Consider the following 24,335-nt stretch of genomic DNA (forward strand, 5'->3'; position numbering starts at 1 on the left):
GGCCCCCTCGCAGCAGCGAGGGGGCCTTCGGCGTTCCGGCCCGGTCCCCCGGCCGGAGCCGGGGAACCGGGCCACCGCGTCAGTGCGGGATCGCGGCGATCAGCTCGGAGGCGCCCTGCCGCTTGAGGGCCAGGGCGGTCGCGGTGCCGAGGTCCTCCGGGCTCAGCGAGCCCGCCCACTCGTGGGCGTCCAGGACCTGCTTGCCGTCCGGGGTGAAGACCCGGCCGCGCAGCGAGAGGCGACCGTCCTCCTCGGCCTTGGCCCAGCCGGCGATCGGCGAGTTGCAGTGGCCCTGGAGCACGTGCAGGAACATCCGCTCGGCGCTCGCCTCGCGCCAGGTCGCGTGGTCGCCGAGGCCGGACACGGCGTCGATGGTGGCGGCGTCGTCGGCGCGGCACTGCAGGGCGAGGATCCCGGCGCCGATCGGCGGGCACATCACCTCGACCGGCAGCACCTCGCTGATCCGCGCGGTCTCGCCGATCCGCTCCAGTCCGGAGAGGGCGAGCAGCAGGGCGTCCGCCTCCCCCGCCGCCAGCTTGGCCAGCCGGCTGTTGGCGTTGCCGCGGATCGGCACGTACTCCAGGTGCGGGTGGGAGGCCGAGAGCTGGGCCCGCCGGCGGACCGAGGAGGTGCCGATCCGAGTGCCGGGCGGCAGCTCGTCCAGGGTCAGTCCGCCGGGGTGGACCAGCGCGTCCCGGATGTCGTCGCGGCGCAGGTGGGCCGCGAACACGGTGCCGGCCGGCAGCGGGCGGTCGGCCGGCACGTCCTTGAGGCAGTGGACCGCGAGGTCCGCCTCGCCGGCGAGCAGCGCGGCGTCCACCTCCTTGGTGAACGCGCCCTTGCCGCCGAGCCGGGCGAGGTCGCCCATCCAGCGGTCGCCGGAGGTGGTCACCGGGACCACCTCGGTGCGCACCCCCGGGTGCAGGGCGGCGAGTTCGGCCCTGACCCGCTCGACCTGGGCGAGCGCCATCGGCGAGGAGCGGGAGACGATCCGGATCAACTCTGCGGTGGTCATTGCTGGATGATAGGTCGTCAGCGCGCCCGCCCCGGAATCGGGTCACCCGGCCGGCGGTGCCGCCGGAACGCGGCCGGTGCGGGCGGGCGGGGGCAGTCCCGGGAGTCGGGCTATCAGGTGCTCGGCGACCACCAGGTTGATCAGCCAGCAGGTCCAGGCGGCGGTCGCGTAGGCCTGTTCGAACGGGACTCCCGCGAGGTCCATCACCGGCAGCCAGATCCGCAGCGTCGCGGCGGCCATGATCAGCGCGAAGGAACGGATCGCCCAGGCGCGGTGCCGGAGGATGTCGCGGCGCCGGCCGGCCCGCCAGGCCAGGGCCGAGGAGAGCAGCAGCAGGACGGCCAGCCCGGTGAAGCCGATCGGCGCGACCGGGCCGACCAGGCCCCTGGGCGCCATCAGCAGGCCGCCGGTGCCGGCGGCCAGGACGGCGAGCAGGTAGATCCGGCCGGTCAGCCGGTGCAGTCCGGGGCGGCGGGCGCGCAGCCGGGGCAGGAACTGCCACGGGCCGAGCAGGATCGCCAGCACGCCGCCGCCCACGTGCAGCACGAGCGAGCCCCGGTGGGCCAGGTAGACGGCGCGCTGCTGGTCGAGGAAGACCTCCGGGTCGAGGGTCAGGTAGCGGGCGGTGAACAGGGCCGTGAGGAAGGCGAGCGCGGTGACCGTCCACCAGCCCGCCCGGCGGGCGGAGCCGGTGTTCGGCACGGCGGCGGTGTTCGGAGCGGCGGCGGTGTCGGGGGCGGCGGCGGTCGGGACGCGGGGGTCCGGAGCGTTCATGGCCCGGACGCTACGGACCGGGCCCGCCCGGCCGCGTCCGCCCGCCGGGGTCCGCCGGCCTGCCCCTCGCGGGCGGCCGGGCACCCCGGGCGGGGGCGGCGGGCGGGCGTCCACCCCCGGTCGGGCGGGTCCCGAATACCCCACCAGGGCGATGCGCGGGGCCGACGGCCGCCGTTACCGTACGGCCCGGCGCCCGCACCACCGCGCGGCGGCCACTCCCCGCGAATCCCCCGATTCCCCCGATTCCCCCGAACCGGAGCCGCCATGAGCCCGCCGCCCCGCACCCGGGCGATCCGGACCGCACCGGTCCCCTCGGCCCCCTCGGTCCTCTCTGCCCCCTCTGCTCCCCCTGCTCCCGACGGGCCCGGGTCCTGGTCGGCCGGAGCCCGGGTGGCGCGGAGCCTGCGGGCGGTCCGGGCGGTGCCGGGCGGGCACTGGGACCTCGTCCTGGCCGGCGGGTTCCTGCTGCTGATGGCCGTCGAACGGACCGGCGCGGCCGACGAGTTGCACGGCGGCCTGCTCGTGGCGCTGGCCCTGAGCGCGGCGGTGGCCGCCCCGCTGGCGGTCCGCCGGACCAGGCCGCTGGCCGGCTACCTGGTCGGCGCGGCCGCGCTGTCGGTGGAGGCGCTGTTCGTGCTGCCGAGCCCGGTCTCCCCGTACGCCGACCTGGTCGGCCTGTACTCGCTCGGCCTGTACGCGCCCCGGCGGCGGGCCTGGTTCGGGCCTTTCGCCGCCCTGCTCGGGATGGCCGCCTACTTCGCCGACCTCGGGCACGACTACCCGGTGATCCCGGCCGGGGTGCTCTTCCTGTGGCTGCTCGGCTGGGCGTTCGGCTACGGCACCGCGCGGCGGACCGAGGAACGGGAGGCCGCCCGCCGGCGGCTGCGCCGCGAGGTGGTCACCGAGGAGCGCGCCCGGCTGGCCCGCGAGCTGCACGACTCCGTCGGGCACACCCTCAACGTGGTGCTGGTCCAGGCCGGGGCCGCCCGCAGGCTGCTCGACCGCGACCCCGAACGCACCCGGGAGCTGCTCTGCGGGATGGAGCACACCGGACGGGACGCGCTCGACGACCTCGACCGGGTGCTCGGCCTGCTGCGGCGCGACGGCGAGTACGGCGAGTACGGCGACGACGGCGAGGGGGCGGCCCCGCAGCCGGGCCTCGCCGACCTGGAGCGGCTGGCCGGGCGGCTCGGCCGAGCAGGGCCGAGGGTGCGGGTGCGGATCGACCCGGCGGCCCGGCGGGTGCCGCGCAGTCTGGACGTGTCGGCCTACCGGATCGTCCAGGAGGCGCTCACCAACACCGTCAAGCACTCGGGCGCCCGGACCGTCGAGGTCACCGTCCGCTGCGCCGGCGGGCGGCTCGCCGTCGAGGTGTGCGACGACGGGCGGGGCGCCCCGGCCGGGTACACGCCCGGCCGGGGGCTGCTGGGCGTGGCCGAGCGGGTGTCGATGCTCGGCGGCCGGGTGGAGCACGGGCCGATCGGCTCCGGCGGGCCCGCCGGGCCGGGCGGGTTCCGGCTGCGCGCCGAACTGCCGGTCCCGTGACGGCCGCCGACGGACCGGGCGGGCCCGGCGTCCCGAAGGTGCGGGTCGTGGTCGCGGACGACGACGCGCTGCTGCGGGCCGGGGTCTCGCTGGTGCTGGAGACGGACGACCGGATCGAGGTGGTCGGCCAGGCCGCCGACGGGCTGGCCGCAGTCGGCCTCTGCCGCGCGCTGCTGCCGGACGTGGTGCTGATGGACGTCCGGATGCCCGGGGTCGACGGGGTGGAGGCGACCCGGCGGATCGTCGCCGCCGGCCTGCCCACCCGGGTGCTGGTGCTGACCACCTTCCACCACGACGACTACGTGTGGGGCGCGCTGCGTGCCGGGGCGGCCGGCTTCCTGCTGAAGCGGGCCTCGGCCGAACGGCTCGTCGACGCGGTGCACACGCTGGCCGGGGGCGAGTCCGTGCTGGACCCGGCGGTCACCCGGGACCTGGTCGCCCAGGTGGTCGGCCGGGGCGGCGAACGCCCCCCGCCGGAGCCGGAGGACACCCGGCTCGCCCAGCTGACGGCGCGGGAGCGGGAGGTCCTGCGGCTGGCCGCCGAGGGGCGTTCCAACCAGGAGATCGCGGCGCTGCTGGTGCTCGCCGAGTCGACGGTGAAGACCCATATGAAGCGGATCCTGGCGAAGATCGACGCCCGGGACCGCGCCCAGGCGGTGGCCATCTCCTACCGCGGCGGCCTGATGCCGCACCGGGGTCCGGCGGGCGGGTACTGAACGGGCCCTGGGGCTCCTGCGGCCGCGCGCTCCGGCCGGCACCGGGCGGTCGGGGCCCCGCTCCGGCCCGCGCTCCGGCACGGACCCGCGTCAGCCCTGTTCCGACGGTGCGGCCAGCTGGGCCGACGCGCGGCCGAGCAGCTCGATCAGCCGCTCCCGCTCCTCTTGGCTGAAGCCGTCGGCGATCCGCCGCTCGACGGCGACGGCCTCCACGTCGGCCAGCGCGAGCAGTCGGCGGCCCTCGTCGGTGAGGTGCACCTCGGTCACCTTGCGGTGCCAGGGATGCGGCCGGCGGACGACCAGGTCCTTGGCCTCCAGGTTGGCGAGCACGGTGGCCACGGTCTGCGGGGTCACCAGGCAGGCACGGGCGAGCGCGGCCGCGGAGAGTCCGGGCCGGTCGGCGAGCGTGTACAGCGCGGCGTACTGCGGGACCGTCAGCCCGAACGGGCGGAGCGCCGCGTGCTTGGCGGCCATCAGCTCCTGCTCCACCCGCTTGATGTGCAGTCCGAGGCGTTCGGTGACCGGCATCTCCATGCGCGCCATCGTACGCCGGAGGATCGAACCCTGATGAATGACAGAGTTCTGCTACATGACAGAGCTCTGCTACCTTGATGCCCCGTCACCCGGTCCCGCACCACTCTCGGAGGCACTCCTTGGTCCGCACCGAACCCGTCCGCACCGCCCCCGTCCGCACCGAACTGGCCCGCATCGCCCCGGCCCGCGCCGAACCGCTCGACCGCACCGTCGCGGGGACCGGCCCGGGCCTGGTCCTGCTCCACGGCACCGGCGCCGACGCGGTCTCGAACTGGGGACCTCTCGTCGATGCCGCGCGCGACCGCTACACCGTCGTCGCCCCCAACCTGCCCGGCGCCGGCGCCACCCCGGTCGACCTCGGGCCGATCGACCTCGACGCCCTCGCCGACCGGGTCCTCGCCACCGCCCGGAACGCCGGACTGGAACGGTTCCACCTGGTCGGCCACTCGCTGGGCGCGGTCGTCGCCACCTCCGTGGCCGCCCGGCACCCGGCCGCCGTGACCTCGCTCGCCCTGCACGCCGGGTGGGTCAGGAGCGCCCCGCGCGAGGCGTTCATGTTCGACCTGTGGGCGCGGCTGCTGCGCACCGACCCGGCCCTGCTGGCCCGGCAGCTGATCCTCACCGCGATGGGGCCCGGCCTCCTCGGCGCTCTGGACGACGCGGGGTTCGCCGAGCTGGCCGCGGGGTTCGCGGCCATGCTCGACGACCGCATCCTCGGGCAACTGGAGCTCGACGCCCGGGTCGACCTGCGGGACGCCGTCGGCCGGGTCGTCGCGCCCGCGCTGGTCCTGGCGAGCGCGGACGACCAGGTCGTACCGCCCCACCACCAGCGCGAACTCGCCGGGGCCCTGCGCGGGGCCGAGTACCTGGAGGTGCCCGGCGGCCACGGCCTGCCGTTCGAGGACCCGGCGCGCTTCTTCGCGATCGTCACCGAGTACGTGGACCGGCAGCAGGCCCGGGCTCGCGGCTGAAGGCCGGGCCCGGACCGGGGACCTGCCGGCCGGACGGGAGACGGCGCCGCTCAGCCGGCGGGGCCGGGGCGGCGGGCCGGGAAGCCGTGGGTGCGGGCGGCCAGCACCACCGCGAGCACGGCCAGCAGCAGGAGCAGCACCGCCCACGGGAAGGAGCCCGCGCCGAGCCCGTCCAGCAGCAGGCCGCCGGCCACGCCCCCGCCGGCCATCGCCGCGTTCCACAGGGTGACCAGCACCGTCTGCGCGGCGTCCGCCTGCTCGCCGCCCGCGTCGCCGACGGCGGTCTGCAGCAGGGTGGGCATGCCGCCCCAGCCGAGTCCCCACAGCGCGGCGGCCGCGTACACCGCGAGGGTGCTGCCGGTGGCCAGGCCGAGCACGGCGGCCGCGGCGGCGATCAGCAGGGTGGCGCCGACGGAGAGCGCGCGCAGCCGGCGGTGGATGTGCGCGCCGGTGAACCAGATGCTCAGCAGCGAGGCCGCGCCGAAGGCCAGCAGCACCGCGTCGGTGGCGCCGCCCATGCCGCGCCGGTCGAGGAAGGGCGCGATGTAGGTGTAGAGGACGGTGTGGGCGAGGACGACCACGACGGTCACGGCGAGCACCGGGGTCACCCCGGGGACGGTGAGGGAGCGCAGGACCGGGGTCCGTTCGCCGCGGGCCCGGCCGGGCACCTCGGGGACGGCCGCGGCGATCCAGCCGGTCACGCCGACCGCGACCCCGGTCATCAGCAGGAACGGCACCGTCCAGTCGAGCGCCTCGCCGAGGAAGGTCCCGGCGGGCACGCCCAGCGACAGGGCGAGCGGCACCCCGGTCATCGCGACGGCGATCGCCCGGCCCTGGAGCTCCGGCGGCGCGAGCAGCCGGGCGTACCCGGCGAGCAGGGCCCAGGCGAGGCCGGCGGCGACCCCGGCGAGGAAGCGGGCGGCCATCGTGAGCGGGTAGCTGGTGGACAGCGCGGTGACGGTGTTGGCGGCGGCGAAGCCGACCATCGCGGTGAGCAGCAGGCGCCGGCGGCCCCAGCCGGCGGTGGCCGCGGTGAGCGGGACGGCGGTGAGGGCGGTGCCGACGGCGTAGACGGTGACGGCCTGGCCCGCGGCGGACTCGCCGACACCGAGGTCGGCGCTCATCGCGGGCAGCACGCCGGCCGGCAGGGTCTCGGTGAGGGCGGTGACGAAGACGGCGGTGGCGAGGGCCAGCAGGGCGGGCAGCGGCAGGGCCGCCGGGGCCGTGGCGGTGGGCGGGGTGGTGGCTGAGGCGTTCCGGACGGTCGTCCGTGGCGTGGTCGGCATGCCGGTTATGCTCGAACCCTCACATTGATGTGAGGGTCAACGCGACCGGCTGTGAGGTGGGGCACATGCGGATCGGCGAGCTGTCCGAGCGGACCGGGGCGTCCCGGCGGCTGCTGCGGTACTACGAGGAGCAGGGGCTGATCGTGGCCGGGCGCTGCGCCAACGGCTACCGCTCCTACGACGAGCCGACGGTGGACCGGGTGCTGCAGGTCCGGGGGCTGCTGGACGCGGGACTGCCGACCAGGATCATCAAACAGATCCTGCCGTGTCTCGACAAGCCCCGCACCATCCACTTCGAGCACGCCACCCCGGAGATGATCGCCACCCTGGAGCGGGAGTTGTCCGGGATGAGCGAGCGGATCTCCTGTCTGACCCGCAACCGGGACGCGATCGCGGAGTACCTGGAGGCGGTCCGGGTGGACCGCTGAGCGGCGGGTGCGTCCGACCCACCGCCGCCCAGCGGTCGTTCCGGTGCGGCCCCCGCCGACCGCGGTCGGGCCGCGGTCGGCGGGCTGCCGTCAGCTGTCAGCCGTCAGCGGCGGAAGTAGGAGTCGAAGTTCTTCGAGAACTCCCGGCCGCCGAACTGGTCCCAGTTGATGGACCAGGTCATCAGACCGCGCAGGCCGGGCTGGGCGCCCGCCTTGGGGACGTAGCTCCCGCAGTTGGCGAGCTTGGTGAGGCAGTCCAGCGCCTTGTTGACCTCGGCCGGGGCGACGTAGCCGTTGCCCGCGTTGGTGGTGGCCGGCATGCCGATGGCCACCTTGGAGGCGGGGAGCGCCGGGAACACGTTGTTGGTGTTGCCCGCGACCGGGAAGCCCTTGAGCAGCATGTCGGTCATCGCGACGTGGAAGTCGGCGCCGCCCATCGAGTGGTACTGGTTGTCCAGGCCCATGATGGAGCCGGAGTTGTAGTCCTGGACGTGCAGCAGGGTCAGGTCGTCGCGCAGGGCGTGGATGACCGGCAGGTAGGCGCCGGCCCGCGGGTCCTGGCCGCCCCAGGGGCCGGAACCGTAGTACTGGTAGCCGAGTTGGACGAAGAAGGTCTCCGGCGCCATGGTCAGCACGAAGTTCGGGCCGTACTTGGCCTTGAGCGTGCGGATCGCCGAGATCAGGTTGACGATGACCGGGCTGGTCGGGTTCTTGAAGTCGGTGTCGCCGGTCTGGAGCGACAGCGAGTGGCCCTCGAAGTCGATGTCCAGGCCGTCCAGGCCCCACTTGTCGATGATCGCCGAGACCGAGCTGACGAAGGTGTCCCGGGCGGCGGTGGTGGTGAGCTGCACCTGGCCGTTCTGGCCGCCGATCGAGATCAGCACCTTCTTGCCCTTGGCGCGCTTGGCCGCGATGGCGGCCTTGAAGTCGGCGTCGGACTCGACGGTCGGGCACTCGGTGGCCGGGCAGCGGTTGAACCGGATGTCGCCCGAGGTGACGGAGGTCGGCTCGCCGAAGGAGAGGTTGATGAAGTCCCACGAGTCGGGGACGTCCGCCACCTTGGTGTAGCCGGCGCCGTTGGCGAAGCTCGCGTGCAGGTAGCCGACCAGGGCCTTGGAGCCGGGCGGCGGGGTGGTCGGGGTGCCGGTGGGCGTGACGGTCGGGGTCACCGTGGGGGTGACCGTCGGCGTCACGGTCGGCGTCACCGTGGGGGTGACGGTCGGGGTGACCGTCGGGGTGGCGGTGGGCGTCGCGGTCGGGCTGGGGGCGCCGGGGCCGTCCAGCGAGACGTCGTCCGCGTAGTAGGTGCCCTGGCCGTACCAGCCGTGGGTGTAGACGGTGGCGCTGGTCTGGGTGGCGCCGGTGGTGAAGGCGACGCTGAGCTTCTGGTAGGCGCCGCCGGTGCCGGGCGTCCAGGTCGAGGTGCCGCCGTCGACACCGAGGTAGACGTACGAGCCCTTGACGTAGGCGCTGAGCGTGTAGGCGGTGTTCGGCGCGACGGTGACGGTCTGCGCACAGCGGGCGGTGTCGCCCGCCGAGGCGGCCCCGGCGAGGGCGTAGGTCCCGCCGTGGGACTGGCCGGTGACGACGCTGCCGGTGCCGCCGGAGCAGCTCCAGGGGCCGAGGGCGCCGCTCTCGAAACCGCCGTTGACCAGGAACTCCCCGGCCGAGGCGCTGGGCGCGAGGCCCAGGGTGAGGCCGACCATGGTGGCGGCGGCGACGGCCGAGGCGGTGCCGGCGGCCAGCAGGGCGCGCGGCCGGCGGCGAGCGGGCGCGGGCAGGTTGACGGTTGATCTGCGCATGTGGGGGACTCCTCGCGGAGGCGCGGGTGTGGGGGTGTACGGGCATGCCCGGTCGCGCACCGGTGGTGGGGGAACGGTGCGGCCGGGCAGGAGAGTTGGACTAGACCACTGAAGTGGATCCGGCCGTACGGTGTCAATGGTCCAGACCGGTTCCGGACCCCGGGAGCGGCAGGTCGGGGCCGGTCCCGGGAGCCGGGAACGGCAGGCCGGGGCGGGTACCGGGGGGACTCCGGGCGGGTTCCGGCGATGTGGAACACCGGGTTCCGGTTGCCGGGCCCGAGCCCCGGCCGAAGCATGGAAGGGTGACGTCGTCCGGCTACCTCCGCCACCCCCACCTGCGCGGGGGCCTGCTGGCGTTCACCGCCGAGGACGACGTCTGGATCGCCCCGCTCGACCCCGACGCCGCCGGCACCGGCCGGGCCTGGCGGATCAGCTGCGACCGCACCCGGGTCAGCCACCCCAGGCTCTCCCCCGACGGCCGCACCCTCGCCTGGACCGGCTGGCTGAGCCTCGCCCCCGAGGTGTGGACCGCCCCCGTCGACGGCGGCGAGGCCCACCGGCTCAGCCACTGGGGCAGCCAGGACACCCGGCTGCGCGGCTGGCTGCCCGACGGCGAACTGCTCGCCGTCACCTCCTACCACGAGCCCTTCGGCCACTACACCTGGGCGCACGCCCTGCCCGCCGACGGCAGCCCCGCCCGCCGGATGCCCTGGGGACCGGTCGGCGACGCCCAGGTCGGCCCCGCCCACACCGTGCTGCTCACCGGCGCCGCCCCGCACGAACCCGCCGCCTGGAAGCGCTACCGCGGCGGCGCCACCGGCCGGCTCTGGGTCGACGGCGAACGCATCCTCGCCGACCTCCCCGGGCACCTAGCCTCCCCGATGCCCGTCACCGCCGCCGACGGCGACCGGATCGCCTTCCTCTCCGACCACGAGGGCATCGGCAACCTCTACTCCTGCCGCCCCGACGGCACCGGACTGCGCCGCCACACCGACCACGCCTCCTACTACGCCCGCGAGGCCGCCACCGACGGCACCCGGATCGTCTACCAGCACGCCGGTGACCTCTGGCTGCTGGACGGCCTCGACGCCCCCGCCCCGCGCCGGCTGCACGTCCCGCTCGGCGGCGCCCGGGCCGGCCGCCGCCCGTACCGGGTCACCGCCGCCTCCCACGTCAAGGACCTCGCCTGCGACCGCACCGGCCGGGCCGGGGTGATCACCGTCCGCGGCAGCCAGTACTGGCTCACCCACCGCGAGGGCCCGGCCCGGGCGCTCGCCGACACCCCCGGCGTCCGCACCCGGCTGCCGGTCGTGCTCGCCGGCACCGGCGAGGCCGCCTGGATCACCGACGGCGAGGGCGAGGACGCCGTCGAGATCGTGCCGCTGCCCGGCCACGAACAGGCCCCCTCGCAGCACGGCCACCGGGTGCTCGCCGCCGGGCGGCTCGGCCGCGTCCTGGAACTCACCGCCGCCCCCGACGGAGCCCTCCTCGCCGCCACCTCCTCCGACGGGCGGCTGCTGCTGATCACCGCCGCCGACGGCACCGTCCGGGAACTCGCCGCCTCCGGCCACGGACCGGTCACCAGCGCCCGCTTCTCCCCCGACTCGCGGTGGATCGCCTGGTCCCAGCCCGCCGCCGGCCGCTCACTGCGCCGGATCCGGCTCACCCGCACCGACGCCCCCGCGCCGGTCGTCGACGTCACCGACGGCCGGTTCGAGGACGAGCAGCCCACCTTCACCCGGGACGGCCGCTACCTGGCCTTCCTCTCCTGGCGCGGCTTCGACCCCGTGCACGACGTGCACACCGGCGACCTCTCCTTCCCGCTCGGCTGCCGCCCCTACCTCGTCCCGCTCGCCGCCGGCACCCCGTCCCCGTTCGCCGCCCCCGACGAGGACCCCGCCCCGAACGGCGACGGCGGCGGCGACGGCACCGTCCACGTCGACCCCGAGGGCATCGGCGGGCGGCTGATCCAGTTCCCCGTCCTGGCCGGCAAGTACTCGGCCACCGACGCCGTCCGGGGCGGCCTGGTCTGGCTGCGCTGGCCGATCTCCGGCACCCTCGGCCAGACCTTCACCAACCCCGACGACACCTCCGGCCGCCCCTCCCTGGAGTACTACGACCTGGCCCGCGGCAGCCGCTCCACCCTCGCCGACCGGCTCGACGGCTTCGCGGTCTCCGGCGACGGCGGCTCGGTCGCCGTCTACTCGGCCGGCACCCTGCGGATCCTCCCGGTCACCGCGCCCTCCGCCGCCACCACCGTCGACCTGCGGCGGATCACCCACACCGTGCACCCGGCCGCCGAGTGGCGGCAGTCCTACGCGGAGGCCGCGCGGATCGTCCGGGACCAGTTCTGGGACGAGGGGATGTGCGGACTGGACTGGCCCGCCCTGGTCGCCCAGTACGAACCGCTGCTGGAACGGATCGCCGGCCCCGACGACTTCGCCGACCTGCTGCGCGAACTCCTCGGCGAGCTCGGCACCTCGCACGCCTACGTCACCCCCTCCCGGCGCGGCGAGGGCCCCTCCCTCGCCCAGCAGCCGGTCGGCCTGCTCGGCGCCAACGCCCACCGCTCCCCGGACGGGCACTGGCTGGTCGACCGCATCCTGCCCGGCGAGTCCTCCGACCCGCGCGCCCGCGCCCCGCTCGCCACCCACGGCGTGCACGACGGCGACGAACTGCTCGCCGTCGCCGGGCGCCCCGTCGACCCCGTCCGCGGACCGCTGCCGCTGCTCGCCGGCACCGGCGGGACCAGCGTCGAACTCACCCTGCGCCGGGGCGGCCCCGAGGGCACCGCGCGCCGGATCACGGTCACCCCGCTCACCGACGAGCGGCCCATCCGCTACCAGGACTGGGTGGTCAAACGGCGCGCGCTGGTAAGGGAGTTCAGCGACGGCCGGTGCGGCTACCTGCACATCCCGGACCTCGGCGGCTCCGGCTGGGCGCAGTTCAACCGGGACGTGCGGCGGGAGATGGACAAGCCCGCGCTCGTCCTGGACGTGCGCGGCAACGCCGGCGGCAACGTCTCCGAACTCGTCCTGGAGAAACTCACCCGCCGCGTCCTGGCCTGGGACTTCAGCCGCGGCCGGGAACCCGTCCGGTGGCCGCGCGACGCACCGCGCGGGCCGGTGGTGGCACTCGCCGACGAGGCCACCAGCTCGGACGGGGACGTCGTCATCGCCGCGATCCGGCTGCTCGGGCTCGGCCCGGTGGTCGGCAACCGCACCTGGGGCGGAGTGGTCGGCATGACCGGGCGGCACCTGCTCGGCGACGGGACGCAGATCTCGGTGCCGAAGAACGCCTCCTGGTTCACCGGCGGGCTCGGCTGGTCGATCGAGAACCGGGGCGTCGAACCGGACGTGCACGTGATCCGCGCACCCAGGGACTGGGCCGCCGGGCGCTACCCGGAACTCGTCACGGCGGTGCGGCTGGCACTGGAACTGCTGGAGGACGCGCCCGCCGCGGTGCCGCCGCCCGCGGACACGCCGCGCCCGGACCTGCGGCGGCCGCCGCTACCGCCCCGGGAGCGGTGAGCGGCGGCTGTCGCGATCCGGCCGCGGATCCGGACGTCAGCCCCAGGGGTCGCCCTCGGCGGTCATGTCCTGGCGGGCCCGCTCCTCCGCCTCCCGCTCGCCGATCGCGGCCGACTCCCGGGCCTCGCGCGCCTTCTCCGCCTCACTGCCGAAGGCGTCGGCGGCCTCGTCGTGCGCGAGCGCGGCACGCTGGGCGGCGTCGTTCATCGCGGTGGTGTCCTGCTCGGGGCCCCCGCCGAGCGAGGACCTGGCCTCCTCGGCGGAGTGCTGCGCCTTGTGGCGGAACCTGTCGAAGATGCCCATGACTCCTCCTCCGGGCGAATTCCGGTTTGCCCCCACTCTCACACCGCAGTGCCGGGGCCGCACCCGCTGGCATTGAGCCCTTGGTCCCTGGTGGTGGGCACCGAAAGGCCGTAGCCGGGGCAAGCGGGCGGGGGAAGGCTGGGAACCGTCAGCCGGTCCGTCCACCCCAGGAGCCCGCCGTGACCGTCGCCGCCCGCCCCCGTGTCCCCCGTCCGAGCGAGGACCCGCACGGCGGGCCGCGCCGACTGGTCGGCTCACTGGCCGCACTCGGCGGACGGCTGCCCGGCGCCCACGACCTGCTGCTGATGCAGTGCACCAGCTCCCTGCGGCCCCTCGACGGCGGCGAACTTCCCGCCTGGGCCCGACAGGTACTGCGCGCGCATCCCTGGGTGACGGTCGCGCGGGCCCCCTCGGTGGCGGGGTCACCCGTCGACACCCCGCATCCCGTGCGCTGCACCCGGGACGTGTCGGCCGCCGCCGAGACCTGGATCCCGGTCACGGTGCGCGGTCCCGAACGCGGGCAGAGGTTGGACGCACTGGCACCTCGGGCGGCGGTGGCCCGCACGCTGCGCCCCGAGCAGTTGCCGGACCGGATCGGCCTGCTTCCGCCCGGGCGGACCGCCGCGATCCCGGCCCTGGCGGTGCTGCCCGCCGCCGGGCAGCTGATCGCGGACCACCGGCTGGCCTGGGGCCCGATCGGCGCGATCGGCTACGAGCTCGCCACCGGCGAACCGGTGGCAGGACCGCTCAGCCCGCTGCGGGTGGTGCTGCGCGCCCCGCAACCGGTCAGCCGCCGCGACGCGCTGCAGCTGCGGCGGGCGCTGAGCAGGCTGCGGGTACCGATCCAGGCCGAGCTGGAGACGCGTCATGGAGCGGTCCAGCTGGCCGAGTACGCGGCCTCGCCGCTCGCGCTCACCCTGTTGACGCCGGACGGACCCCGGGAGGTCCACGACCCCTGGTTCCCCCGGGAGTTGTGAATCCTCGGGCTCGGCGACCGAGGACGACCAAGGGTTCTCGAAGGGCTGTTGAGCGCGCCGCCTCGCCGACGACCTCAAGAGCGGGTGATCACCCGGTTGCCCCACACTTTCTCAGGCGGCCGCCCGGGTCAACCGCACCCCGCGGCCGGGAACGTCCGACCCCACCCCCATAATTCTCACCAATGCTCCGCAGACACTCCATCGGGTCGGACACGGCCCGACCGGGTCGGGAACGGCCCCGAGTGTCGCGGCTTTGACGACTCTTGGGGGAGAAGTACACCGTGCGCATCCGTCACACGGCCGGCCTGGGCGCCGCCGTGGTCTCCGCCGTGGTGAGCCTGCCGCTGCCCGCGACGGCGGCCGAACCGGCCGCCGTCCTGTACGTCCAGGGCTCCGACGGCGCCTGCACGAACAGCGGTCCGGGCACCCGGGCCCAGCCGTTCTGCACCATCCAGGCCGCCGCCGACCAGGCGCTGCCGGGCCAGACCGTGGAGGTCGCCCCGGGCACCTACGCCGAGGACCTGGTCATCAAGCGCTCCGGCGAGCCCGGCAAGCCGATCACCTTCCGCGGGGGCGGCAGTCTCCTCGAGCGGAAGTCCTTCCCGGTCATCAGCAGTGCGCAGAAGCAGCCGGTGAAGATGTCCGGTCGGCACGACATCGTGTTCTCCGGCTTCAACCTGACCCACTTCGAACTCGACGCCGTCAGCCGGGTCGAGCTCTCCGGCAACTGGATCCAGCAGCCGAACGGCGACATCCGCCGGCCCGCCGTGAGCATCACCGGTGCCAGCGACGGCGTCCGGGTCGAGCGCTCGCTCGTCAGCCTGCCCCACGGCGGCGTGAAGGTCGGTCCGGGCGCCACCGGGACGGTGATCGCCGGCAACGACTTCAGCTCCACCTTCGGGTCGGCCGTGTCGGTGACCGACGCGCCGAACACGGTCATCACCCACAACACCGTGCGCTACCAGTGGAACGTGTCGACCGCGATCGACCTGGCCGGCGCGTCCCACCACGCGACGATCACCAACAACGTCGCCGACGGGTCCGTCGTCCAGGTGTCGGCCGGCTCGACCGAGGCCACCGTCCTCGACCACAACACCGTCGTGTCGCCCTCTCCCGGTAACATCCCGGTCTACAAGTGGGGCGGCGCCGACTACCTGGAGGCCCCGCAGCTGAAGGCCGCGACCGGCCAGGGCGCCCACGACCTGAACCCGTACTCGATGAGCTTCGACTTCGACCAGTTCCCGTTCTCGGTGCCGACGGCCGTACTCGACACCTGGCAGCCCGGCATCGTGGTCGACTCCGCCGGTCCCGACGTGCCCGGCACCCCGGCCGTCGACCTGTTCGGCCACCGCCCGATCGACCACCCCGACGCCCCCGACGCCGGCCCGAGCGGCGCGTTCCGCGACCGCGGCGCCTACGAGGTCGTCGGCTCCTTCAAGGCCGACCTCAAGGTGACCCCGGAGAGCGGCTCCGACCCGCTGGCCGTCCGGATCGACGCCAACCCCGTCATGCCGACACGGATCGCCAACTACTCCTACGACTTCGGCGACGGCACCACGGTCTCCGGACCCGACCGCCCCGTCGAGCGCCACGTGTACGCCAAGCCCGGCAACTACACGGTGAAGCTCACGGCCACCGACGAGCTCGGTGCCACCCTGACGGGCCAGCGGTGGTTCAGCGTCGACTACACCCCGGCCGGCTACACCGCGATCGCGCCGACCCGTGTGCTGGACACCCGTGAGGCCGGCAGCCGCTACCCGCGGCTCGGCGCCGGCGAGACCATCGCCCTGGACGTCCGCAAGCCCGGCTCCGCCACCCTGGTGCCCGCGGGTGCCACCGCCGTCGTGCTCAACCTGACCGCGACCGAGGGCACCGCCGACAGCCACCTGGACGTCTACCCGTCCGCCGCCGCCCGGCCGACCACCTCGAACGTGAACTTCGGCCCCGGCCAGGACGTCGCCAACCTGGTGACCGTCCCGATCGGCCCGGACGGCAAGGTCGTGGTGCGCAACAACTCGGGCACCGTGCACGCCGTCGCCGACGTCCTCGGCTACTTCACGGCCGCCGCCCCCGACCGCTTCACCTCCCTCGCCCCGGCCCGGCTGCTCGACACCCGCTCCGACGCCACCCCGCTGACCGGCGGCACCCCCCGACGCCTCCAGGTCGCCGGCACCGGCGGCGTCCCGGCGGGCGCCACCTCCGCGGTGCTCAACGTCACCGCCACCGAGTCCGCCTCGGCCGGCTTCGTCGCCGTCTACCCCGGCGGCGCGGCCCGCCCCGCGGCCGGCTCCAACCTCAACACCGCCCCCGGCCGGAACATCGCCAACCAGGTCGTCGTCCCGCTCGGCGCCGACGGCAGCATCGAACTGTTCACCAACGCCGCGAGCTCCCACCTCGTGGTGGACGTCTCCGGCTACTACAGCCCGGACGGCAAGGGCCTGTTCACCCCGGTCACCCCGACCCGCCTGCTGGACTCGCGGGGCAACGTCACCTTCGCGCCGTTCACCAGCCAGCGGGTCTGGCGCGTGCCCACCGGCGCGAGCGCCGCGGTGGTCAACCTGACCGCGACCGGGACCCTCGGTGCCACCCACCTCACCGCGTGGGCCACCGGGACGGCCAAGCCCGACACCAGCAACCTCAACGCCACCCCCGGGATGGACGTCTCCAACCACACCACCATCCCGGTCAGCCCCCAGGGCACGTTCGAGATCGCCAACCACGGCGGCACCACCGACGTGATCGCCGACCTCTTCGGCTACTACCGCAACCAGTAGCAGCGGCCCGGAGAACCGAAGAACGCCTGAGGCCCGGCTCCCTCCCACGGGGGAGCCGGGCCTCAGGACGGCGTCACAGGTTCCTGGGCCGACGCGACCGCCGGCCGGTCCGTCCGTCACCGTCCCAGAAACTGTTGTGCAACTGATCGACTGCGCCGGAGCGAGTGACCACCCGGTTGCCCGACACTTTCTCAGCCGGTGATGCTGGCCGTGCCGGTCTCCAGGTGGCCGGTGAAGCGCTGGGACCAGGTGGCGTCCACGTTCACCGTCACGGTGAAGTCGTACCAACCGTTGGTGTAGGCGACGGCGTTGAAGAAGTCCGTCACGCTGCCGCCGGCCGGGACCTGGTACGTCCAGGGGCCGTCGGTGCGGTAGTTGGTCGAGGTGATGGTGAAGGTCATCGCCGTGGTGCCGGTGTTGGTGAGCTGGAAGTACACCGCGAGCTTGCCCGTGCCCGGCTCGACCGCGTAGGAGCAGGTGACGGCCGCGTTCTTGCCGGCCTTGTTGGCGTCGCCCTTGAAGCGGCGGAGGAAGCGGTTGGGGCCGATCACGCTCAGGTCGTAGGGGCCGCCGCCGAAGCCGGTGCCGCAGTTGAAGAAGTCGCTCTGGTTGCCGCCGGGGTCGACGGTGTACTGCCAGGGGCCGCCGCTGCGGTAGGCGTTGGCGTAGGCGGCGAAGTGGGCGGACTTGGTCGCCACCGCGCCCTCGTTGGCCATCTTCAGCCAGACCTTGATGGCGCCGGCCGAACCGTACTCCAGGTGGTCCAGGTTGGCGTTCGGCTGGTGGGGCAGGGCGCGGGCCGGGCGGGTGCCGGGCTCCTGGGTGGGGAGCTTGTTGTCCACCGGGGCCGGGTTGGGCAGCGGGCCGCAGCTGGACATCCCGACCACCGCGCCGGCCGTGTCGGGCAGCCCGGGCAGGCCGTAGACCGGGTTGGCGAAGTCGAACAGGCCGGTCAGGTCGCCGCAGACCCGGCGGCGCCAGTCGCTGATGTTGACGCAGTTGGCGGGCTTGCCGATGGCGGCGGTCCACTTCTCCATGAAGCGCAGCACCGAGGTGTGGTCGAAGACCTCGGAGGAGACCCAGCCGCCGCGGGTCCACGGGGAGACGGCGATCAGCGGGACCCGGAAGCCGAGGCCGAGGTTGGTGCCGCCGTAGAACTCGCCCGGGGTGCCGGCCGGGGCGGCGGGCGGCGGGACGTGGTCGAAGAAGCCGTCGTTCTCGTCGTAGTTGAGGAACAGGACGCTGGAGTTGAAGACGTCCGTGTCCGCGTTGAGCGCGTCGATCACCCGGTGGACGAAGTGCGCGCCGTCGGCCGGGGTGGCGTAGGGGTGCTCGGAGACCTCCTGGTTGGGGACGATCCAGGAGACCTGCGGGAGCGTCCCGGCCAGCACGTCGGCCTTGATCGCGGCGACGATGTCGTCCGGGGTCTTCCCGGTGACCTTGGGGACGGAGCCCATGCCCTTGACGGCGAGCGGGCTGCCGGCCGGCGCGTTGGCGAACTGGGTGAAGTAGGCCAAGGCGTTGTCGCCGTAGTTGTCGGCGGCGTTCTGGTAGACCTTCCAGCTGACGCCCGCGTTCTCCAGCGCCTCGGCGTAGGTCTGCCAGCGCAGGCCCTTCTCGTCGCCGCCGTCGTAGGCCGGGCCGCCCGCCGCGCCGGTGGGGTCGATCTGGCCGGACCAGTGGTAGGTGCGGTTGGGGCCGGTGGCGCTCAGCATCGAGCAGAAGTAGGCGTCGGCGATGGTCCAGTTCTCGGCGAGCGCGTAGTGGAACGGGATGTCCTGGCGGGTGAGGAAGCCGAGCGGGCGGTTGTTGCCCTTGGCCGCCACCCAGGAGTCCATCTTGCCGCCGTTCCAGGCCCGGTGCTGGTCCCCCCAGCCGTGGGCCAGGTCGCCGTTGCACTGGGCGAGGCGCTCCGGGTCGGCGCCGCCGGCCGGCTTGGTGAGGCTGAACTGCCACGGGTACTGGCGGCCCAGGCCGTTGGGCTGGTTGAAGACGGAGTAGCCGCCGGCGATCTGGATGGCGGAGCGGTCCGCGAAGCCGCGGACGCCGCGCAGCATGCCGAAGTAGTGGTCGAAGCTGCGGTTCTCCTGCATCAGGATCACGATGTGCTTCGCGTCGGCGAGGGTGCCGGTCTGCGACAGCGCCGCCGAGGGGGCAGTGGCGGGCACCTCCCCCGGCGCTCCGGCGGCCGGGGCGGCCCCCGCTCCGGTGCTGCCGGCACCGGCCGCGGCGAGGCCCGCGGCGGCGGCGCCGGACATGGTCACGAACTTCCTACGACTCAACTCGGCCATCAGCCCAGCCCGTCCCTTCACTGGCGAGGTTGTGCACACAACTCGGGCCCACTCGATCGCGCAGCATCTTCCACCCGCCCGGAACGACCCGACCAGAGGCCGGGGGCAGGTTTGTCGGACTGTTCTCCCGGCCGTCACCGAACGACCGGAAGCTGAACGGGCGGCTCAGTCGTCCTTCACCGTGATGCCCAGGGCCTGGGCGAACTGAGGCGCCAATTCGAGGAGTTGGGTGGAGCTGATCAGGGCGCCGCGCAGGCCCTGGTGGCCGTCGGGGAGGTCGAGGGAGACGGCGCCGCGCAGGTCGACACCGCTCAGGGTGGCGCCGCGCAGGTGGACCTCCTCCAGGGTGGAGCCGGGGAAGGACACCCCGGTGAGCTTCGCGTCGCCGAAGTCGACGTCGCGCAGCAGGCAGTCCTCGAAGACGACGTCGCGCAGGACGGCGGCGCGCAGGTTGACCGCCTCCAGCTTGCAGCCGCGCAGCACCACCCGGCGCAGCGCGGCGCCGTGGGCGGCGATGCCAGCCAGGACGCCACCGGTGACGGCGCTGTCCTGCCACTCGCTGTCGACGAGGTCGCACGCCACCCAGCGGCCGGCCTGCGACCAGACCTCGTTGAACCGGGCCTGGCGGAGCTTGACGCCGCTCAGGGCGACGCCGGTCAGGGCGCACTCCAGGAAGGTGGCGCCGGCGGCCGACTGGTCGGTGTACTCGCCGCCGTCGAAGTGGACGGTGTCGTAGCGGTCGTCGCCGCGCAGCGGACCGCGGTGCGGGACCAGGTGGTCCGCGTACGGCAGGTCCTCCAGGCGGTCGGGGACGTGCTGGGGCTTGGACGGCGGCATGGCGGCGGCACCTCGTGGTCGGCGGCGGACTGGTCCTCGTCCGCATGCTCGCACGGGGCACCGACAGTGCCGGGGGGCGGCGCGAGCGGGCGCGGCGGTGGCACGGTGGGGCGCCCACCGCCGGCCCTGCTCAGGTGCGCCTCCAGGACATTCCCGGGGCGGGAACGCACGCGGGGCGGCCCGGTCGCCGGGGTTCCGGCGACCGGGCCGTCCACTGCGGTGCGGGAGGAGGATCAGCCGGCCAGGCCGTTCCGCCACAGGGTGTTGACCCGGCTGCGCTCGGCGCTGTTCGGGTTCGGGTTGGTGCAGGAGGTGCCGGGGCCGCCACCGGACATCAGCTCGCTGCACGGGCCCGAGTAGTGGTCCGGCAGGCCGAGCACGTGGCCGGTCTCGTGCGCGACGACGCGCAGCGAGCTGTACTGGCGGTTCTGCGCGTAGTCGAGGAAGACGTAGCCGCTGCCGTGGCCGTCGGTGCTCGCGTAGGAGCCGCGCGAGTCGTTGCCCTCGTAGTAGCGGAAGTCGGCGGCCGAGCCGGAACGCAGCTGCACGTTGGTGACCGAGCTGTTCCAGATCTGCGCGCTCTGGGCTATCTGGTTGCGGAAGGTGGGCGCGCTGCTGGCGTCGTAGGTCACGGTGACGGCGAGCAGGAACGGGTTGGCGGCCTGCTTGGCCCGCGCGGACTTCATGACGGCCTCGTAGAACGCCTTGTTGTTGGCGTCCTCGGTGGGCGAGCCGGCGTAGGCGGAGCCCGAGGCGGTGTAGCCCTGGGTCGGCGCGGCGGCGGCGGTGGTGGTCGGCAGGACGGCCAGACCGGCGGCGAGCGCCAGTCCGACGGCGGCGGAAAACGTGCGCGAGACACGGTTCATGTGGGGGCTCCCGTTCAAGGACCGAGGGATGGGGGTTACTGCGGGTGGGGGTGCTTCGGTGCTGCGGTGGTGCGGGCGCGCCGGACCGGCCGGAGGGGCGGCCGGGCGGCGCGCGTCGGGGGGCCGCCCGCCGGACGGGCGGGCCGCGAAGGGTGGACCGGCAGGTCGGCAGGCCGCCGGGCCGGAAGGCCGGAGAGGAAACAGGTCAGCAGGTCAGCGGGCCGGAAGACCGGCGTCAGCCCGCCAGGCCGTTGCGCCAGAGGGAGTTGACCCGGCTGCGCTCGGCGCTGTTCGGGTACGCGTTGGTGCAGGACGGGCCGGGGCCGCCACCGGACATCAGCTCGCTGCACGGGCCCGAGTAGTGGTCCGGCAGGCCCAGCACGTGGCCGGTCTCGTGGGCGGTCACCCGCACCGAGGAGTACTGCTGGTTCTGGGTGTAGTCGAGGAAGATGTAGCCCTGGCCGTGGCCGTCGGTGCTCGCGTAGGAGCCGTTGTCCGGGTCGTCGCCCTCGTAGTAGGCGAAGTCGGCGCCGGAGCCTTCCTGCAGCCGGACGTTGGCGACCGAGCCGTTCCAGATCTGCGCGCTGCGGGCTATCTCCGCCGCGAAGGAGGGCGCGTTGCTCGCGTCGTAGGTGACCACGACGGCCCGCAGGTACGGGGTGGCGGCCTGCTTGGCCCGCGCGGACTTCATGACGGCCTCGTAGAAGGCCCGGTCGTCCGCCTTGCCGGCGCTCTTCGCGGCGGCGCCCGGGGTGTACCCGTGGGCGGCGGCCGGACCGGGGGCGGTCACCGGGGCGGCGGTGGCGGCGGCGGGCAGGGCGGCCGTTCCGAGGGCGAGGGCGATTCCGAGCGCGAGGGAAAGCGTTCGCGGCACGCGGTTCATGTGGGGGCTCCGATTCGCGAGTGCGCCGCGGACGGTGGGGGCCGGACCGCGGGCATCGGATGAATGCTTGCTGCCCACAGAGCTTCGGCCAGGCCGGCGGCCCGGCGGATGATGTCAACCGGCGATAGCCCGAACCAATCACCCGCACCCGCCGGGGATCGGTCCGGGAGATCGGCCCGGGAGTCGGCCGGGTGTCGCCCAGGGGTCGTCCGGGGGTCGTCCGGGATCCGCCCGTGCGGTCCGGCGCCCGTGCCCCTGCCGACCCGACAGCCTGTCATGTCCCTGGCGTCATCCCGTTTTGGCCGTTACGCTCCCCTGTGTGGAGCTCGACGTGAGACACCTGCGGGTGCTGTGCGCGATCGCCGACACCGGAAGCCTCCGCAAGGCCGCGCTGCAGCTCGGGATGACCCAGCCGTCGCTCACCACCCAGCTGCACCGCATCGAACGGGCTGTCGGCGGAACGCTGTTCACCCGGGAGCAGACCGGCAGCCGGCCGACCGCGCTCGGCCACTCCGTGCTGTCCAGAGCCAGACCGGTGATCGCCGAGATGGCCGCGCTGGTCGCCGCCGCGCGCCAGGAGGCCAGGGAGGCCGCCGGCGGCGAGCGGGCCCGCCGGCTGCGCATCGGCAGCGTCGGCAGCCGGGCGGTGGCCGCGTGGCTGCGCCGGGTGCACGAGCGGCTGCCGGAGACCGACACCACGATCCAGATCGACATCTCCGCCAACGCCCTGCTCCGGATGATCGCCGCCGACCAGCTGGACGTCGCCTTCGTGCACGAGAGCGAGGGCTTCCCGGTGCGGCTGCCGCCGGACGCCGAGCACCGGGTGCTGCTCGCCCGCGAGCCGCAGTTCGTCGCGCTCACCTCGGGCCATCCGGCGGCCGCGCGGCAGGTGGTCCGGCTGGCCGAACTCGCCGAGGACACCTGGATGGTGGACCCGACCGCCGACCACGAGTACGCCGCCATGCGCCGGGTTTTCCGCGCCGCCGGGCTCAATCCGCGCGTGGTCCAGGTCCGGGACAACGCCACCGCCGCCGAGCTGGTCGCCTCCGGCGAGGCGGTCCGCCCCTGCCAGCCGACCTCACTGCCCGGACCGGGCACCGTCGTCCGGCGGCTGCAGGGCGACCCGCTGACCGTGCGGCTGCTCCTGGTCTGGCGGCCGCGCGCCCTCGGCCGGCCGGCCCGCGAGGCGCTGTACGAGGAGCTGCGGGCGGCCTATCTGGACCTCGCCCAGGCCAGTCCCGCGTACCGGGCCTGGCTGTCCGGGCACGGCGAGGTCCTGCACGGCCTGCTGGGGCCCTCGACGGCCGACCCGCCGCGCGCGGACGCACCGGTCGCGGCGGGCCTCGCCACCGGAGCGGGCCTCGCCACCGGGGCGGGCCCAGTCACCGCCGCCACCGGGGCGGGCCCAGTCACCGCCGCCGCCGGGGCGGGCAGCGGGAGCAGGCCCACCGCCGCGAACCGGTCGAACGGCTCCACCGCCCCGGCCGGCCCCGCCGCGCTCGCTCAGCGCTCCCTGGCGTGCAGCGCCACCCCGACCGCCACCGTCAGCGCCGTCACCAGGCCCGCCACCAGGACCCCGGAGCCGCCCGCCGCCGTACAGGCGAGCACCGCCACCGAGGCGCCCGGCAGCAGCGCCTGAGCCGCGCCGGTCTTGACGTGCCGGGAGTGCAGCGCCCACACGGTGACGAGGTAGAGCGCGGTCGGCACGGTCACCGTCGCGGTGGCGGCCGTCTCGGACACGTGCGCCTTGTGCACGGCCGATTCGACCGCCACCTCCAGCCCGGAGCCGATCGCCGCCGCCGCGCCGAAGACCAGGTAGTGGCCGTACCCCCAGAGGAAGGCCTGCCGGTTGGAGCGCAGATGGTCGTGCACCGGCCGGGCGAAGTAGATCCACCAGGCCGAGAAGCAGATCAGCAGACCGCCGGCCGCGACCGGCAGCAGCCGGGTCAGCCCCTCGTGCTCGTCCACCGCGGACTGCACCGCGACGGTCGCCGCCGCCACCGTCTCACCGAGCACGATCAGCGTGAACAGGCCGTACCGCTCGGCGATGTGGTGCGGGTGCCAGGAGGTCTGCATCCGCAGTTCGGCGACCACCGGCACGGACAGCTCGGCCAGGATCCCGATCGGGATGACCACCGCCCGGACGTCGTGCGGGAGCACCAGCACCACGGCCCAGCCGATCTGGCAGAGGGTGATCCCGGCGGCGTAGCGCAGCGCCACACCGCGCGCCGGCCCCTCCTCGGCGGCCGCCGCGCGCAGCCACTGGGTGACCATGGCCAGCCGCATCACCACGTAGCCGACCACCGACAGCACGATGTCCTGGTCCGCGAAGAGCCGCGGCACCCCGGCCGCGAGGATGAGCACACCGGCGATCTGGACCAGGGTGGTGACCCGGTACGGCACGTCGTCGCAGTCGTAGGCGGAGGCGAACCAGGTGAAGTTCATCCAGGCCCACCAGATGGCGAAGAAGGCGAAGAAGTACCCGCTCAGCCCGTCGCCCCAGTGGCCCTCGGCGAGGTCGTGGGCCAGCTCCCGGCCGGCCTGGCCGACGGCGACCACGAAGCAGAGGTCGAAGAAGAGTTCCAGCGGGGTGGCGACCCGGTGCGGCTCCTCCCGGCCGCGCGGGACCATCCGGCGCACCGGGCGCGGGTCGGCGTGGTGCGGGCCGGCGTGGTGTGTTGGGGGGACTGCGGCGGACTCGCTGCTCATCGACGGTTCTCCGGACTGCGGACGGGCGGGCTGACCCGCCGCATCCTGGCAGCGCGCGCAGCCCCGCGCACGCACCGTCGCCCGCTCCGGCGCG

At 74.6% G+C, this 24,335-nt stretch carries 18 protein-coding genes and 1 pseudogene; 8 read left to right on the forward strand and 11 right to left on the reverse strand.

The genetic code is table 11. The features are described from left to right. Positions 1-79 precede the first annotated feature (79 nt). A complete protein-coding gene (gene hemC / locus IF01_RS0116315) occupies positions 80-1,015 on the reverse strand; it encodes a hydroxymethylbilane synthase (RefSeq protein WP_030394148.1) in 936 nt (311 codons plus the stop codon). A 42-nt stretch (positions 1,016-1,057) separates the two neighbouring features. Beyond that, positions 1,058-1,789 (reverse strand): DUF2306 domain-containing protein, encoded by a 732-nt coding sequence (locus IF01_RS41820; protein WP_051755460.1) that lies wholly within the window; start codon positions 1,787-1,789, stop codon positions 1,058-1,060. 390 nt (positions 1,790-2,179) lie between these two features. Here IF01_RS41820 and IF01_RS43945 point away from each other — a divergent pair, with 390 nt between their 5' ends. Both IF01_RS43945 and IF01_RS0116330 read left to right on the forward strand, forming a co-directional pair. Continuing rightward, positions 2,180-3,334 (forward strand): sensor histidine kinase, encoded by a 1,155-nt coding sequence (locus IF01_RS43945; protein WP_051755462.1) that lies wholly within the window; start codon positions 2,180-2,182, stop codon positions 3,332-3,334. Beyond that, a complete protein-coding gene (locus IF01_RS0116330) occupies positions 3,331-4,050 on the forward strand; it encodes a response regulator (protein ID WP_051755464.1) in 720 nt (239 codons plus the stop codon). The genes IF01_RS43945 and IF01_RS0116330 overlap by 4 nt, the downstream gene beginning before the upstream one ends. Before the next feature lie 90 nt (positions 4,051-4,140). Here IF01_RS0116330 and IF01_RS0116335 read toward each other — a convergent pair whose 3' ends face one another. After that, positions 4,141-4,584 carry a MarR family winged helix-turn-helix transcriptional regulator gene (locus IF01_RS0116335; RefSeq protein ID WP_244215528.1) on the reverse strand — a complete coding sequence of 148 codons (444 nt, stop codon included), beginning with the start codon at positions 4,582-4,584 and terminating at the stop codon, positions 4,141-4,143. A gap of 119 nt (positions 4,585-4,703) precedes the next feature. Here IF01_RS0116335 and IF01_RS0116340 point away from each other — a divergent pair, with 119 nt between their 5' ends. Then, positions 4,704-5,555 (forward strand): alpha/beta fold hydrolase, encoded by an 852-nt coding sequence (locus IF01_RS0116340; protein ID WP_233290402.1) that lies wholly within the window; start codon positions 4,704-4,706, stop codon positions 5,553-5,555. A gap of 50 nt (positions 5,556-5,605) precedes the next feature. Here the strand turns inward: IF01_RS0116340 and IF01_RS0116345 are convergent, their stop codons facing one another. Then, positions 5,606-6,841, reverse strand: a complete 1,236-nt coding sequence (locus tag IF01_RS0116345; RefSeq protein WP_030394154.1) for an MFS transporter — start codon at positions 6,839-6,841, stop codon at positions 5,606-5,608. Between the two features lie 65 nt (positions 6,842-6,906). On the opposite strand from IF01_RS0116345, the gene IF01_RS0116350 reads away from it, so the two are divergent. Next, positions 6,907-7,269, forward strand: a complete 363-nt coding sequence (locus IF01_RS0116350; protein WP_030394155.1) for a MerR family transcriptional regulator — start codon at positions 6,907-6,909, stop codon at positions 7,267-7,269. Between the two features lie 104 nt (positions 7,270-7,373). Here the strand turns inward: IF01_RS0116350 and IF01_RS0116355 are convergent, their stop codons facing one another. Then, positions 7,374-9,071: a chitinase gene (locus IF01_RS0116355; protein WP_051755466.1), complete on the reverse strand. Its 1,698-nt coding sequence runs from the start codon at positions 9,069-9,071 to the stop codon at positions 7,374-7,376. A 302-nt stretch (positions 9,072-9,373) separates the two neighbouring features. On the opposite strand from IF01_RS0116355, the gene IF01_RS0116360 reads away from it, so the two are divergent. Next, positions 9,374-12,601: a S41 family peptidase gene (locus IF01_RS0116360; protein WP_030394157.1), complete on the forward strand. Its 3,228-nt coding sequence runs from the start codon at positions 9,374-9,376 to the stop codon at positions 12,599-12,601. A 36-nt stretch (positions 12,602-12,637) separates the two neighbouring features. Here the strand turns inward: IF01_RS0116360 and IF01_RS0116365 are convergent, their stop codons facing one another. Beyond that, positions 12,638-12,904 (reverse strand): hypothetical protein, encoded by a 267-nt coding sequence (locus IF01_RS0116365; RefSeq protein WP_030394158.1) that lies wholly within the window; start codon positions 12,902-12,904, stop codon positions 12,638-12,640. 179 nt (positions 12,905-13,083) lie between these two features. Here IF01_RS0116365 and IF01_RS0116370 point away from each other — a divergent pair, with 179 nt between their 5' ends. Continuing rightward, positions 13,084-13,881, forward strand: a complete 798-nt coding sequence (locus tag IF01_RS0116370; protein WP_051755468.1) for a phosphoribosyl-dephospho-CoA transferase MdcG domain-containing protein — start codon at positions 13,084-13,086, stop codon at positions 13,879-13,881. 281 nt (positions 13,882-14,162) lie between these two features. Further along, entirely contained in the window at positions 14,163-16,655 is a 2,493-nt protein-coding gene (locus IF01_RS51000) for a PKD domain-containing protein (protein ID WP_157855247.1), read from the forward strand. Positions 16,656-16,846: 191 nt separating this feature from the next. On the opposite strand, the gene IF01_RS0116380 is transcribed toward IF01_RS51000, so the two are convergent. The 4 genes from IF01_RS0116380 to snpA (IF01_RS0116395) all read right to left on the reverse strand — a co-directional run bounded on the left by IF01_RS0116380 (position 16,847) and on the right by snpA (IF01_RS0116395) (position 21,532). Further along, positions 16,847-18,946, reverse strand: coding sequence for a phosphocholine-specific phospholipase C (locus IF01_RS0116380; protein ID WP_030394161.1), 2,100 nt, complete (start codon positions 18,944-18,946; stop codon positions 16,847-16,849). 165 nt (positions 18,947-19,111) lie between these two features. Further along, positions 19,112-19,783: a pentapeptide repeat-containing protein gene (locus IF01_RS0116385; protein WP_051755470.1), complete on the reverse strand. Its 672-nt coding sequence runs from the start codon at positions 19,781-19,783 to the stop codon at positions 19,112-19,114. A 233-nt stretch (positions 19,784-20,016) separates the two neighbouring features. Beyond that, entirely contained in the window at positions 20,017-20,649 is a 633-nt protein-coding gene (gene snpA, locus IF01_RS0116390; protein WP_030394163.1) for a snapalysin, read from the reverse strand. 235 nt (positions 20,650-20,884) lie between these two features. Continuing rightward, complete coding sequence (gene snpA / locus IF01_RS0116395) at positions 20,885-21,532, reverse strand: snapalysin (protein ID WP_030394164.1); 648 nt, start codon at positions 21,530-21,532, stop codon at positions 20,885-20,887. A 331-nt stretch (positions 21,533-21,863) separates the two neighbouring features. On the opposite strand from snpA (IF01_RS0116395), the pseudogene IF01_RS45540 reads away from it, so the two are divergent. Further along, positions 21,864-22,802 (forward strand): annotated as a pseudogene (locus IF01_RS45540) (LysR family transcriptional regulator); the annotation flags it as partial. Between the two features lie 233 nt (positions 22,803-23,035). Here IF01_RS45540 and IF01_RS0116405 read toward each other — a convergent pair. Next, positions 23,036-24,241 (reverse strand): low temperature requirement protein A, encoded by a 1,206-nt coding sequence (locus tag IF01_RS0116405; protein ID WP_030394166.1) that lies wholly within the window; start codon positions 24,239-24,241, stop codon positions 23,036-23,038. Positions 24,242-24,335: the final 94 nt, after the last annotated feature.

Source organism: Kitasatospora purpeofusca (assembly GCF_000718025.1).
Lineage (GTDB): Bacteria > Actinomycetota > Actinomycetes > Streptomycetales > Streptomycetaceae > Kitasatospora > Kitasatospora purpeofusca.